The organism is Pseudomonas meliae, from assembly GCF_001400515.1.
Taxonomy (GTDB): Bacteria; Pseudomonadota; Gammaproteobacteria; order Pseudomonadales; family Pseudomonadaceae; genus Aquipseudomonas; species Aquipseudomonas amygdali.
This window is the reverse complement of sequence record NZ_LJQT01000380.1, coordinates 254-13,889: the sequence shown is the minus strand read 5'-3', so window position 1 is coordinate 13,889 and position 13,636 is coordinate 254. Positions and strand designations below refer to the sequence as shown.

Annotated in this window: 12 protein-coding genes; 7 read left to right on the top strand and 5 right to left on the bottom strand. The window is 60.0% G+C overall.

Annotation, left to right across the window (positions count from 1 at the left end):
* Positions 1-62 precede the first annotated feature (62 nt).
* Complete coding sequence (locus tag ALO64_RS17910) at positions 63-1,061, bottom strand: GGDEF domain-containing protein (protein ID WP_002551400.1); 999 nt, start codon at positions 1,059-1,061, stop codon at positions 63-65.
* Positions 1,062-1,190: 129 nt separating this feature from the next.
* Positions 1,191-2,375 (bottom strand): delta-9 fatty acid desaturase DesA, encoded by a 1,185-nt coding sequence (gene desA / locus ALO64_RS17905; RefSeq protein ID WP_004660010.1) that lies wholly within the window; start codon positions 2,373-2,375, stop codon positions 1,191-1,193.
* A gap of 155 nt (positions 2,376-2,530) precedes the next feature.
* Here desA and dibA point away from each other — a divergent pair, with 155 nt between their 5' ends.
* The 6 genes from dibA to ALO64_RS17875 all read left to right on the top strand — a co-directional run bounded on the left by dibA (position 2,531) and on the right by ALO64_RS17875 (position 8,785).
* Positions 2,531-4,459 (top strand): phosphodiesterase DibA, encoded by a 1,929-nt coding sequence (dibA, locus tag ALO64_RS17900; protein ID WP_044343507.1) that lies wholly within the window; start codon positions 2,531-2,533, stop codon positions 4,457-4,459.
* 196 nt (positions 4,460-4,655) lie between these two features.
* On the top strand, positions 4,656-4,838 hold the full coding sequence (gene oscA / locus ALO64_RS17895) for a sulfur starvation response protein OscA (RefSeq protein WP_002551397.1): 183 nt from the start codon (positions 4,656-4,658) through the stop codon (positions 4,836-4,838).
* Positions 4,839-4,988: 150 nt separating this feature from the next.
* Positions 4,989-5,999 (top strand): sulfate ABC transporter substrate-binding protein, encoded by a 1,011-nt coding sequence (locus tag ALO64_RS17890; RefSeq protein ID WP_002551396.1) that lies wholly within the window; start codon positions 4,989-4,991, stop codon positions 5,997-5,999.
* A gap of 95 nt (positions 6,000-6,094) precedes the next feature.
* A complete protein-coding gene (gene cysT / locus ALO64_RS17885; RefSeq protein ID WP_002551395.1) occupies positions 6,095-6,916 on the top strand; it encodes a sulfate ABC transporter permease subunit CysT in 822 nt (273 codons plus the stop codon).
* Between the two features lie 13 nt (positions 6,917-6,929).
* A complete protein-coding gene (gene cysW / locus ALO64_RS17880; protein WP_004662918.1) occupies positions 6,930-7,802 on the top strand; it encodes a sulfate ABC transporter permease subunit CysW in 873 nt (290 codons plus the stop codon).
* 2 nt (positions 7,803-7,804) lie between these two features.
* Positions 7,805-8,785: a sulfate/molybdate ABC transporter ATP-binding protein gene (locus tag ALO64_RS17875; protein WP_002551393.1), complete on the top strand. Its 981-nt coding sequence runs from the start codon at positions 7,805-7,807 to the stop codon at positions 8,783-8,785.
* Positions 8,786-9,044: 259 nt separating this feature from the next.
* On the opposite strand, the gene ALO64_RS17870 is transcribed toward ALO64_RS17875, so the two are convergent.
* Genes ALO64_RS17870 through ALO64_RS17860 form a run of 3 tightly spaced genes read right to left on the bottom strand, consistent with a single transcriptional unit; the run spans position 9,045 to position 12,015 of the window.
* A complete protein-coding gene (locus ALO64_RS17870) occupies positions 9,045-9,857 on the bottom strand; it encodes a sulfite exporter TauE/SafE family protein (RefSeq protein ID WP_031596154.1) in 813 nt (270 codons plus the stop codon).
* Positions 9,850-11,103 carry an NAD(P)/FAD-dependent oxidoreductase gene (locus ALO64_RS17865; RefSeq protein WP_005732795.1) on the bottom strand — a complete coding sequence of 418 codons (1,254 nt, stop codon included), beginning with the start codon at positions 11,101-11,103 and terminating at the stop codon, positions 9,850-9,852. Before ALO64_RS17865 ends, ALO64_RS17870 begins: the two co-directional genes overlap by 8 nt.
* Before the next feature lie 27 nt (positions 11,104-11,130).
* A complete protein-coding gene (locus ALO64_RS17860; RefSeq protein ID WP_044343508.1) occupies positions 11,131-12,015 on the bottom strand; it encodes an MBL fold metallo-hydrolase in 885 nt (294 codons plus the stop codon).
* Between the two features lie 266 nt (positions 12,016-12,281).
* On the opposite strand from ALO64_RS17860, the gene ALO64_RS17855 reads away from it, so the two are divergent.
* Positions 12,282-13,604: a sigma-54 interaction domain-containing protein gene (locus tag ALO64_RS17855; protein ID WP_002551389.1), complete on the top strand. Its 1,323-nt coding sequence runs from the start codon at positions 12,282-12,284 to the stop codon at positions 13,602-13,604.
* Positions 13,605-13,636: the final 32 nt, after the last annotated feature.

The following is a 13,636-nucleotide window of genomic DNA, read 5'->3' as shown; positions in this document are numbered from 1 at the left end:
GGGCGGCGATCCGCCTTGCTCGCGAAGGGGCCAGTCGTGCTTTCTACAGTCGAGAAGGCATGTCAGACCAGCACGATCTGATTCTTGCCCTGGCGCTTGGCCTGATACATGGCAGCGTCGGCGCGGCCGTAGAGGGTTTCCAGGCTTGAGTCTTCCGGGCCCAGATTAGTCAGGCCCTGGCTGGCGGTGATGCTGAAGGTGGTGCCGCCTGACTGGAAGTTCTGGCGCTGGATCTCGCGTTGCAGGCGCTCGGCGATCTGCATGGCCATATCCGGCGCGCAGCCTGGGAATACCGCGGCGAACTCTTCGCCACCGATGCGCCCGAACAAATCACCACGTCTCAGTGCCGAGCGGCCACTTTCAGCGATGCGTTGCAGCACGGTATCGCCTTCCTGATGGCCGTAGGTGTCGTTGACCAGCTTGAAGTCATCGATATCCAGCAGCAGAAAGGCCAGCGGCGTGCCGTTGAGGCGAGCCAGTTCGAACTCGCGCTGGGCGCATTCGAAAAAGTGCCGACGGTTGCTGCTCTGGGTCAGTACGTCAGTGGTTGCCAGGCGTTGCAGCTCATCCTCGAGGTGTTTCTTGTCGGTGATGTCTTCGGCGATGCCCACCACGATCAGACGCTGGCTGGCGTCGGCGCGATGGCTGACGAAGCATTTGTCGCTAAGCCAGCGTACTTCACCGTCCGCACGGATGATTCGGTACTCGCGGTCCTCGATGGAGCCCTTCTCGATCACCTCGTTGAGGCTGCGCTCGGCGTAGTTCAAGTCATCCGGGTAGATACTGTCGCGCCACTCGCTGTAATCGGCCAGCAGCAAGCCCGCCGAGCGGCCGAAGATACGCTCGTACGCCGGGCTGACGTAAATCATGTGCTGGGTTTCCCAGTCAAACGCCCACAGAACAGCATTCACGCTCACCAACAATGAGCTGAACAGTTGTTCACGCTCGCTCAGGCGGGCAACTTCTGCCTGGGCGTGCATCAGGGCTAACAGGGTTTCTGCGGCTGCGGGCATATCAGTGATCGGCGTGCCGGGTAGGGAGGTCGGAGGCTGCTTTTCCATAAGATCCATCTCAAGCGTTACGGCCAGTGCCGTGCCCTATCCCGTTTGGCGGGAAAGTTGATGAGATAGATTGGCAGGGGATAAGTTCCGGGACCGGCGCACCTGCGGGAGGCGCGCCGATCAACGGTATCAGGCGTGGGCGGGGCGTAGCGAGTAGGTTTTCAGCTGGTCGGCGAACTCACGCAGCGAGTGAATACCACTGGCTTCGGCCTCGTGAATCCACTCTTTGATGGCTGAAAGCATGTCATGGCCATTGCTGCTGGTCTTGACCCAGATCTGCTGCAACGCCAGACGCTTTTCGTAGATCACTTTCAGCGCATGGCTGTGTTCCAGCATGGTCTGGATGCGCAAATGATGCTTGTCATCGAGCAGACTGGTCTCACGTGACAGCAGCCGTTTGGCGCGACTGAACTGATGACGCACCGATTCGTCGGCCTTGGCCAGTTCCTGGGCAACCAGCGGCGCAATGACCAGCTTGCGATACTGCGCCATGATCTGGAAACGGTTGTTGAGGATCGCCATGGCGGTGTCCATGTCCATGTGGCCCTTGCCTTCGACCCGATGGGCGATGGGCGCGACCCGCTGGACTTTGGCCAGCCCCAGGAAACTGAACAGTTTGATCCACGCCCAGCCCATGTCGAATTCCCAGGGCTTGACCGACAGCTTGGCCGAGTTGGGATAGGTGTGGTGGTTGTTGTGCAGCTCTTCACCGCCGATCACGATGCCCCACGGCACCAGATTGGTGGCCGCGTCACGGCATTCGAAGTTGCGATAGCCGACGGCATGGCCCAGACCGTTGACCACGCCAGCAGCCCAGAAGGGAATCCACATCATCTGGACGGCCCACACGGTGATACCGAGGGCACCGAACAGTGCCACGTCGATGACTGCCATCAGGGCGATACCCAGCAGCTTGTAGCGCGAATACAGGTTGCGCTCGATCCAGTCTTCCGGGCAGTTCTTGCCGTAGATACGCAGGGTGTCCTGGTTCTGAGCTTCTTCGCGGTACAGCTCGGCGCCTTTGCGCAGCACGGTGGACAGGCCTTTGACGACCGGGCTGTGCGGGTCGTCGACGGTTTCGCATTTTGCGTGGTGTTTGCGGTGAATGGCTGTCCACTCGCGGGTGTTCTGGGCAGTGGTCAGCCACAGCCAGAAACGGAAGAAGTGTTTCAGCCCCGCATTGAGCTCAAGCGAGCGGTGGGCTGAGTAGCGGTGCAGATAGACCGTGACGCCGACAATAGTCACATGGGTCATCGCCAGCGTGACTGCTATTACCTGCCAGACGGAAAGGTCGAGCAAACCGTTGTACCACATAGGCTGTTTGGCCCTCGTAAAGATACTCATGAAGAAAAAAGTTACGCGTGCATTATCACTGACATCCCACAGAAAACCAGTCACCCTTTCAGATAAGAGTCGCAGGATGTTTCTTGCTTTATAATTCCGGCTTTATCTGAGGTTCTTCGTTTCCGATGTCAGATTACTCCCTTGGCGCGCTGCGAACGGCCGTCCTGTATGGGCTGCTGTCCATTTTGTGGTTTGTGACGTGCGACCTGTTGCTGCCCTTTTTCATAAAAGAACCTGCTCGATTGGCGTTCTGGCAACTGATGGCCGGTTACAGCTGGGTGTTGCTCAGCGCGGTCATGATCTTCATCGCACGTGACAGATTGAGAAGCCTGATCGGCGGCGATGCGCTTTTTCAGCGCCAGCAAGCCGATTACGACCGGCTGCGGCTGGCCGAAGCGGTGTTCGACAGCACTCGCGAAGGGGTGCTGGTCAGCGATGCGCAGGGCCACATCGTTCACGTCAACCGCGCTTTCGTCGATATCACTGGTTATCAGGCCGAAGAAGTACTGGGCCTCAACCCCAGCAAGTTCAAGTCCGGCCGACACGGCCCGGAGTTCTACAAACAGATGTATCACTCGATCATCAGCGAGGGCCAGTGGAGCGGCGAGATCTGGAATCGGCGCAAAAGCGGCGAGATCTACCCGCAATGGCAGACCATTCGCAGTGTTATGGGCGACGACGGTCAACCCAGGCACTTTGTAGCGGTGTTCTCCGACATCACGGCCATCAAGCGCTCCGAGCAGGAGCTGGCCCAGTTGATTCACTTCGATGGGCTGACCGATTTGCCCAATCGCCTGCTGCTGACTGATCGCATCAGCCAGGCGCTGACTTCGGCGCGCGCCAGCAAACGCGGCTGCGCACTGTTGCTGATCGACCTGGACCACTTCAAGAACATCAATGACAGCCTGGGCCACAACGTGGGCGACGATGTGCTCAGGGCCGTCGCCGAGCGGCTCAAGAGCATATCCGGCAACGAAATGACCCTGGCGCGTCCGGGTGGCGACGAGTTCGCCCTGTTGATCAAGAATTGCTCGCAGATGGTTCAGGCTGCCGCGCTGGCACAGCAGGTAATCGATGCGCTCAAGGCACCTTTCGCGATTGCCGCGCATCAGTTGTTTGTCACTGCCAGCATTGGCATCAGCCTGTTCCCCGGCGATGCGCTGACCGCCGAGCAACTGTTGCGCAATGCAGACTCGGCGCTGTTCAAGGCCAAGGGCGACGGTCGTGAGTGTTATGCGCTGTACACCGAGGAACTGACCGCCCACGCCCAGCAGCGCGTGCAACTGGCCTACGAGCTGCGTCAGGCCGTCGAACTGGAACAACTGCGGGTCTTCTATCAGCCGGTTCATGACCTTGTCACCCGCCGTATTCGCGGTGTCGAGGCGCTGGTGCGCTGGCAGCACCCCGAGCGCGGGATGGTTTCGCCGGGAGAATTCATTCCGATTGCCGAGCAAAGCGGGCTGATCGCCGATATCGATGCCTGGGTCTTGAAAACCGCCTGTCTGCAGATGAAGGCTTGGCTGGCGGAAGGCGTGCCGGTCGAGTTCGTCGCGGTAAACGTCTCCAGCCGCCTGTTCAATCATGGCGACCTCGACCGTCGGGTAGCACAGGCACTGCATGAGACCGGGCTTGAGCCTGCCTTTCTGGAGCTGGAAGTGACTGAAAGCGCGGTCATGGAAGACCCCGAACAGGCCATCGAACAATTGCATCGCCTGCGCGAACTGGGCCTGAGCCTCGCCATCGATGACTTCGGTACGGGTTATTCTTCGCTGCTGCGGCTCAAGCGCATGCCGGTTCAGAAGCTGAAGATCGACCAGGGTTTTGTGGCCGGACTGCCGGGCGACGATGACGACATCGCGATTGTCAGAGCGGTCATCGCGCTGGCGGGAAGCCTGGGCATGCGGGTGCTGGCTGAAGGCATCGAGCATGCGAATCAGGCTGCGTTCCTGCTGGGCAACGGTTGCCAGTTGGGCCAGGGCTACTGGTTTGCCCGGCCAATGGTCGCGCAGGCGATCGACTGGACGCATGCACCGGTCTTCAAGCAGCCCGGCTGAAGCCGCCAGAGCAAGGCTTGCCAGGGTGTGCAACGCATCCTGGCGAAATCTCTAACCGCTAAATTTCTTTTGGTTATATCTGCATTCTTAAATAGTCTTTTTAAGAATATCCGCACCTCACTATTATTGCCTCACCGCCATACGCCATCGCCCCCAGTCGCGACGGCCGGCTTCTCATCTTTCAAGGAATAAGACAATGAGCGCATCTCTACGTAGTGTTGACGGTCAGGACGAAGCAGCAATTCTGCGTGAGATTCAGAGTGCGTTGCGTGACCTGCGTTTTGGCGCCGTCGAAATCACTGTGCATAACGCGCAAGTGGTGCAGATCGAGCGCAAGGAAAAGTTTCGTTTGCAGAACCCCGCCGCCAAGCAGAGCTGAAGCGGCATTACCCGACTGGTCAACCGGAGGGCTTCATCCTGACTCCTGATACCTCCCCCGAAAAAAGCAGCGCGCCCGTGCGGATGCCGTTCTGACGTGCCAAGAAGAAATTAAAAAAGCCAACACACCGCATTTCCAGGAGCTTCATCTATGTCCATTCGCCGCTTTGCTCTGGCCGCTCTCGCCAGTGCTGTTTTCGCAGGTTCGGCTGTTGCCAAGGATTACGAACTGCTCAACGTGTCTTACGATCCGACCCGCGAGCTGTATCAGGATTACAACGCAGAATTCGTCAACTTCTGGAAAAAATCCCATCCAGACGACAAGGTCGAGATCAAGCAGTCCCACGGTGGTTCGGGCAAGCAGGCCCGTGGCGTGATCGACGGTCTGCGTGCAGACGTGGTGACCCTGGCACTGGCCGGTGACATCGACGAAATCGCCAAGCTGGGCAAGACCCTGCCCGAAAACTGGCAGACCCGTCTGCCGGATGCGAGCACGCCTTACACCTCGACCATCGTGTTTCTGGTGCGCAAGGGCAACCCCAAAGGCATCAAGGACTGGGGCGACCTGATCAAGAAAGACGTCTCGGTGATCACGCCGAACCCGAAAACCTCAGGTGGTGCACGCTGGAACTTCCTGGCGGCCTGGGCCTACGGCTTGAAGGCGGGCGGCGGTGACGAAGCCAAGGCCAAGGAATATGTGCAGACGCTGTTCAAGCACGTGCCGATTCTGGACACCGGTGCGCGTGGTTCGACCATCACCTTCGTCAACAACGGTCAGGGTGACGTGCTGCTGGCGTGGGAAAACGAAGCATTCCTGGCGCTGAAAGAAGACGGTGGCAAAGACAAGTTCGACATCGTCGTGCCGTCGCTGTCGATTCTCGCCGAACCTCCGGTAGCCGTAGTCGACAAGAACGCCGAGAAGAAAGGCAACACTGAAATCGCGACTGAATACCTGAAGCACCTGTACAGCAAGGAAGGTCAGGAAATTGCTGCGAAAAACTTCTATCGTCCACGTGATGCCGAAGTAGCCGCCAAGTACGAGAAGCAATTCCCGAAACTTGATCTGGTGACTATCGACAAAGACTTTGGCGGCTGGAAAACTGCGCAGCCGAAGTTTTTCAATGACGGCGGCGTTTTCGACCAGATTTATCAGGCGCAATAAGCCGAAATGAGGATGCCGCCCGAGCGGCATCGCAGGCTTGGCCAAACAGCCCGGATTAACCTCCGGGCTTCGTGCAAGTGAAACCAGGGACTTTTATGTCGCGTCGTATCTCCCCCGTCATACCCGGCTTCGGGCTGACGCTGGGCTACACCTTGGTGTACCTCAGTCTGATTGTGCTAATACCGCTGGCCGCCATGTTCGTGCATGCCGCGCAGCTGACCTGGGATCAGTTCTGGACCATCATCACGGCACCACGCGTGATCGCGGCACTCAAGCTGAGTTTCGGCACCGCGTTCTACGCGGCCCTCATCAATGGCGTGATCGGCACGCTGCTGGCCTGGGTGCTGGTGCGTTACACCTTCCCCGGTCGCAAGATCATCGATGCAATGATCGATCTGCCGTTCGCCCTGCCGACTGCTGTGGCCGGTATCGCCCTGACGGCGCTGTACGCGCCCAATGGCTGGGTCGGGCAGTTCGCCGCCGACCTGGGCTTCAAGATCGCCTACACGCCGCTGGGTATTACCCTGGCGCTGACGTTCGTCACCCTGCCATTCGTGGTGCGCACCGTGCAGCCTGTGCTGGCCGACATCCCCAAGGAAGTCGAAGAAGCCGCCGCTTGCCTGGGCGCGCGTCCGCTGCAGGTGTTTCGCCACATCCTCGTTCCGGCCTTGCTGCCTGCCTGGCTGACCGGCTTCGCTCTGGCGTTTGCCAGAGGCGTGGGCGAGTACGGTTCGGTGATTTTCATCGCCGGCAACATGCCGATGAAAACCGAGATCCTGCCGCTGCTGATCATGGTCAAACTCGACCAGTACGACTACACCGGCGCGACCGCTATCGGCGTGATGATGCTGGTGGTTTCCTTCATTCTGCTGCTGCTGATCAACCTGCTGCAGCGGCGTATTGAAACCCCATCCTGAGGAGGCGCAGAACATGTCTTATTCATCTGTTTCAGCCGCCGCCTCTGCCAACGCTGCCCGTCGTGGCAGCGCGGTGTCGCGACGTATTCTGATCGGCCTGTGCTGGCTGGTGTTTTTTCTGTTTCTGGGCCTGCCGCTGTTCATCGTGGTGTCTCAGGGGCTGAAAAACGGTCTGGGCGCGTTCTTTACCGCAATCCTTGAACCGGATGCCTTGTCAGCGCTGAAGCTGACGGTCATTGCCGTACTGATCTCGGTGCCGCTCAATCTGGTATTCGGCGTCAGCGCCGCATGGTGCGTGAGCAAATATTCGTTCCGCGGCAAGAGCATTCTGGTCACGCTGATCGATTTGCCGTTCTCGGTATCGCCGGTCATTGCCGGTCTTGTCTACGTATTGATGTTCGGTGCGCAGGGCCTGTTCGGGCCGTGGTTACAGGACCACGATATCCAGATCGTCTTTGCCCTGCCGGGCATCGTGCTGGCGACCATTTTCGTCACTGTGCCGTTCGTTGCGCGCGAACTGATCCCGCTGATGCAGGAGCAGGGTACTCAGGAAGAAGAGGCGGCGCGGCTGCTGGGTGCCAACGGCTGGCAGATGTTCTGGCACGTCACGGTGCCGAACATCAAATGGGGCCTGATCTACGGCGTAGTGCTGTGTACTGCGCGGGCGATGGGTGAGTTTGGCGCGGTGTCGGTGGTTTCCGGGCACATTCGCGGCGTCACCAACACCCTGCCGCTGCACGTCGAAATTCTCTACAACGAGTACAACCACGTTGCAGCCTTTGCCGTGGCGAGCCTGTTGCTGATCCTGGCGCTGTTCATCCTGCTGCTCAAGCAGTGGAGCGAATCCCGCATTAACCGTCTGCGCCATAACGCGGCGGAGGAATAATCATGTCGATCGAAGTCCGTAACGTCAGCAAGAATTTCAACGCTTTCAAGGCCCTGAACAACATCAGTCTGGATATCCAGAGTGGCGAGCTGGTGGCTTTGCTCGGCCCGTCAGGCTGCGGCAAGACCACCCTGTTGCGCATTATTGCCGGCCTGGAAACCCCGGATGACGGCAGTATCGTATTCCATGGCGAAGATGTGTCCGGCCATGACGTGCGTGATCGCAACGTCGGCTTTGTGTTCCAGCATTACGCGCTGTTCCGCCACATGACGGTGTTCGACAACGTCGCGTTCGGCCTGCGCATGAAGCCCAAGCGTGAGCGTCCGAATGAAACGCGCATCGCGGAAAAGGTCCACGAACTGCTGAACATGGTGCAACTGGACTGGCTGGCCGATCGTTATCCGGAGCAGTTGTCCGGTGGTCAGCGTCAGCGTATCGCCTTGGCCCGAGCCTTGGCGGTCGAGCCCAAAGTGTTGCTGCTGGACGAGCCATTCGGCGCACTGGACGCCAAGGTGCGCAAGGAACTGCGTCGCTGGCTGGCGCGCCTGCACGAAGACATCAACCTGACCTCGGTGTTCGTGACCCACGATCAGGAAGAGGCCATGGAAGTGGCTGATCGCATCGTGGTGATGAACAAGGGTGTGATCGAACAGATCGGCTCGCCGGGCGAGGTCTACGAGAATCCGTCCAACGACTTCGTCTACCACTTCCTGGGTGACTCCAACCGCCTGAGCCTGGGCGAGGAAGGACACCTGTTGTTCCGTCCGCATGAGGTGTCGTTGTCGCGTCAGGAAATCGAAGACCACCACGCCGCTGAAGTCCGCGACATCCGCCCGCTGGGCGCGACAACGCGGGTCACGCTGAAAGTGGAAGGGCAGAGCGAACTGATCGAGGCCGAAGTGGTGAAAGACCACGACAGCCTGGTAGGCCTGGCAAAGGGCGAGACACTGTTCTTCAAACCGAAGGTCTGGCAGAAGCTTTAAGCCCACCCCCCCGACTATCGTTCCCGCATTGGCACGATAGTGATCTCGGGATTTTCATCGTTCCCATGCTCCGCGTGGGAATGCCTTCCTGGACGCTCTGCGTCCGATCTTGAGTGCGCGGCGTCAGCACGAGCATGTGACGCGGAGCGTCACGAACTGCATGCCAACGCGGAGCATTGGCACGATAGTGATCTCGAGATTTCATCGTTCCCATGCTCGCGTGGGAATGCCTTTCTGGACGCTCTGCGTCCTCGGGCGGTTAGCGCACTGACAACGCGAGCATGAATGCGGCAACAATGCCGCATACGGCGAACAGCTGTTGCAAGCGTGGGCCGGCGAGGTAGCGGGCGACTTGCCTGCCGACTATCAAGCCGATGACTGCGCCCAGAGCAAAAGGCGCACCCACCGTCCAGTGCATCACGCCGCTCAAGGAGGCGGTGATGACGCTGCCCGTCGAGACCAGCGCGATCACCGCCAGTGATGTCGCCACAACGCTTTTCATGCCCAGATCGCTGTAGCGGGTCAGCGCCGGAATGATCACGAAACCGCCGCCCACACCTAATAGCCCTGACAATAAACCTGAACCCACGCCCGTCAGCGTCAAAGCGCGCAGGCACGGCATGGTCCAGCGCAAACGGCCTTGCAGCGGGTTGAGCACGCAGGGCAGCATTTCTGCGCGCGGCGGCGGTTGGCCGTGGCGCAATTCGCGGCTGGCCCTGATGAACATGCGCGTGCAGGCGTACAGCAGCACGACCGAAAAGACCAATGCCAGCGGTGTATTGGGCAGCCGATGGGCGAGCCACAGGCCAAGAGGTGCCATCAGCACACCGATGGACGCGATGTACCCGGCAGCGCGATAGCGAACGATACCCTGACGCAGCCCCAGCACCGCGCCGATTCCCGCCGCCAGCCCGACGGCCAGCAGGCCGACAGGTGCCGCTTCGACAATCGACAGGCCAAGACCAAAAACCAGCAGCGGGACCGCGAGAATGCCACCGCCCGCGCCTGTCAGCGCCAGTACCACGCCAATGATCGCCCCCAGGCCAACGCCCAGCAGTTGATGCTCATCCATGCCTGGCGTCAGCCTTTTCCGGTTTGGCCAGCCATTCACGTCCCTTGAGCATGCCATGCCAGTAAAGTACGGGCAGCACGCGTTCTTTCAGCCACCAGGCCAGCCGGGTCGGTTGACGGCCATCCAGCAGCCAGCGCGGGAAGCTCGGCGCAACCTTGCCGCCATAGGTGAATTCAGCCAGTACGATCCGGCCTTTCTCGACGGTCAGCGGGCACGAGCCATAACCGTCATAGGCGGCAGACTCACTCAGACGACCCAGCGCGACCAGCACATTATTGGCCACCACCGGTGCCTGCTTGCGGGCGGCTGCGGCGGTTTTGGCGTTGCTGGTATTGGTGGCATCGCCGAGAGCATGAACATTGGCGAACTGTCGGTGCCGGAGCGTGGCAGGGTCCACGTCCACCCAGCCTGCGGGATCGGCCAGCGGGCTGCTGCGAATGAAGTCGGGGGCAATCTGCGGGGGCACCACGTGCAGCATTTCAAAGCTGTGCTCGACGGTTTCGCTGCTGCCATCGGCCTGCGGGCAAACAAACGTAGCACGCTTGCCCGGCCCGTCGACTGCAACCAGCCGATGGCTGAACTTGAGGTCGATGGCGTAACGCTCGATGTACTTCATCAGCGCCGGTACATAGTCCGCCACACCGAACAGCACGCCACCGGCGTTGAAGAACTGCGTATTGATCTGCGCCAGACGGCCGGTTTTCAGCCAGTGGTCACAAGACAGGTACATGGCCTTCTGTGGCGCTCCGGCGCATTTGATCGGCATGGGCGGCTGAGTAAACAGCGCGCGCCCTTGCTTCAAGCCCTGCACCAGCTTCCAGGTGTAGGGTGCCAGGTCATAGCGATAGTTGGAGGTCACGCCGTTGGCACCCAGCGTCTCGACCAACCCGTCGATGGCCGCCCAGTCCAGCTTCAGGCCGGGGCAGACCACCAGTTGCTGATAGCCAAGCGTGCGCCCGTCGGCGAGCGTCAGGGTATTGTGCTGCGGTTCGAACGTCGCCACCGCGGCCTTGATCCACTGCACGCCCGTGGGGATCAGCGACGCCATGCTGCGTGCCGTCGACTGCGGCGTGAAAATGCCCGCGCCGACCATGGTCCAGCCCGGCTGGTAATAGTGGGTATCGGCAGGGTCGACCAGGGTGATCTGCAGGGCAGCATCACGGGCGAGCAGGCTTGCGGCGGTGGCGATACCAGCAGCACCACCACCAACGATCAGGATCTGACAGGTAGTTATCGAAGCATTCATCACAGGGTTTCCCAAGGCGGGCAGCAGTCAAAAGGCATTGAGCGGGATCTTCAGGTAGACGACGCCGTTGTCTTCCGGCTCAGGAAAGTGCCCGCAGCGCATGTTGACCTGCACCGAAGGCAGCATCAGCACAGGCATATCCAGCGTCACGTCACGGGCTTCACGCATGCTGACGAACGCATCTTCATCTACGCCGTCATGAACATGGATGTTGCTGGCGCGCTGTTCGGCGGCGGTGGTCATGTATTTCAGCTCACGACCGTTGGGCAGGTAGTCGTGGCACATGAACAGCAGGGTGTCAGGCGGCAACGCCAGCAGTTTGTGAATGGAGCGGTACAGTGTGCGCGCATCGGCTCCGGGAAAGTCGCAACGCGCGGTGCCGTAATCGGGCATGAACAACGTGTCGCCCACAAACGCGATGGTTTTGTCGTCGACCTGCACCAGGTAACTCATGCACGCCAGTGTATGCCCGGGCGTATGCATGGCCTTGACCTGAAGTGTTCCAAGGGCGAACGAGGCGTTATCTTCCAACAGCACATCGAACTGGCTGCCATTGCGGGCAAAGTCAGACGGCGCGTTGAACAGCGCGCCAAAGGTTTCCTGCACGGCGGTGATATGGCTGCCGATGACGATTTGTCCGCCAAGCTGCTGTTTCAGATACGGCGCAGCCGTGAGGTGATCAGCATGCACATGGGTTTCGAAAATCCACTGTACCGAAGCCCCCAGCGCCTGTACCCGGCCGATCATCCGGTCGGCAGACTCGGTCCGGGTGCGGCCCGACTTGGGGTCGTAATCGAGCACGCTGTCGATCAGCGCGCACTGCTTGCTGTCCAGGTCCATCACCAGGTAGCTGATGGTCCAGGTATGACTGTCGAAGAGTGCTTCGACATAAAGTTTTTCACCGATGATCATGTGCAATTCCCATGGCTGTAAATCGCCTCGAGGCCCGTTTGGTCAGGCCGGACGGTTGGCAGTCGTTGCTATGACATCTCAATAACCATGCCAAAGGCCGGAAAACCCATTGAGCATAGTAAATACAAGGCGTTGAGGGATTCTGCGGAAAACCCGCGTGATGGTTGCCAAGGCGCTGACTGCCACATTCTGGCAGTCGCTTGGCAGACGGTGGCATAAGCTGGCAGCGAGATGGGTTAAGCTGCGGCCAATCCACAGGAGCAAGCATGACCCTCATCGCCACTGATTTACCCGGCAGTCGCATGCAGTCGCTGGTGTCATACCTCGAACATGACCTGCGACCGACCATCGTTCTGGACACCGACTACAACATTATCGCGGCCAACACCGCCTATCAGCGTCAGTTCGGCGTTGAAGGCACGCCACATGTGGGCGAGAAGTGTTATCGGGTGTCGCATCAGTTCGCGGTGCCGTGCGATCAGGCCGGTGAACATTGCCCGATGCGCAAGGCCCACGAAACGCGGCTTCCGGAGCGTTTGCTGCATATTCACCATACACCTCGCGGCCCTGAGCATGTGGATGTGGAGCTGCGGCCGATTCTCGATGACGGGGGTGAAGTCATCGCCTACGTCGAGCGACTGAGCTCGGTGGCCGTGGCGTCGGTTCAGCCGCAGCAGCATGGGCTGGTCGGTCGTTCAGCAGCATTCAAAGAGGTCCTGAGTGCCTTGCAACGCGCTGCACCCGCGCAGATTCCGGTGCTGCTGCAGGGTGAGTCGGGTACCGGCAAGGAATTGTTTGCTCGCGCACTGCACGCCAGCAGCGCCAGGTCCGCCGGGCCGCTGGTGGTGGTCGATTGCACCGGGCTTACGGAAACCCTGCTGGAGAGCGAGCTGTTCGGCTATGAAAAGGGCGCGTTCACCGGCGCGTTGCAGCGCAAGACCGGTCTGGCCGAAGCCGCTCATGGCGGCACGTTGTTCCTTGATGAAATCGGCGAGGTGCCGCTGGCCATGCAGGTCAAGCTGTTGCGGCTGATCGAATCAGGCAGCTTCCGCCCGGTGGGCAGTCTGCGAACGGTGCATTCGGATTTTCGGCTGGTGGTGGCCACACACAAACCGCTCAAGGAGATGGTCACCAACGGCAGTTTTCGCCAGGATTTGTTTTACCGCATCAGCGCCTTCCCGATCCGTCTGCCCGCCCTGCGCGAACGCAGCGAGGACTTGCCGTTGCTGATCGACAGCCTGCTGCAACGCATCGCGCCAGGTGCTGCTCCGCGTGTCGACGCCGAGGCCATGAAGCTGCTGAGTCTGTACAGCTACCCCGGCAACATCCGCGAGCTGCGCAACATACTTGAGCGTGCCCGCCTGTTTACCGATGACGGCGTTATTCGCGTACAGGATTTACCCGCTGAAGTGCGCGGTCAGGGCGAAGAAGCGGGTGGCGTGACTTACCGCCAGCAGGACGACGGCCTGGAGAAACTCGCCCATGCACTGCGAGTGTTCAACGGCTCGCGCAGCGAACTGGCCAGAGAACTGGGGCTGAGCGAACGCACCCTGTATCGACGTTTGCGTGCCCTCGGCATTCCGCGCTGAAGCACGCACACGGCGACGCAGAGCGTCGAGAA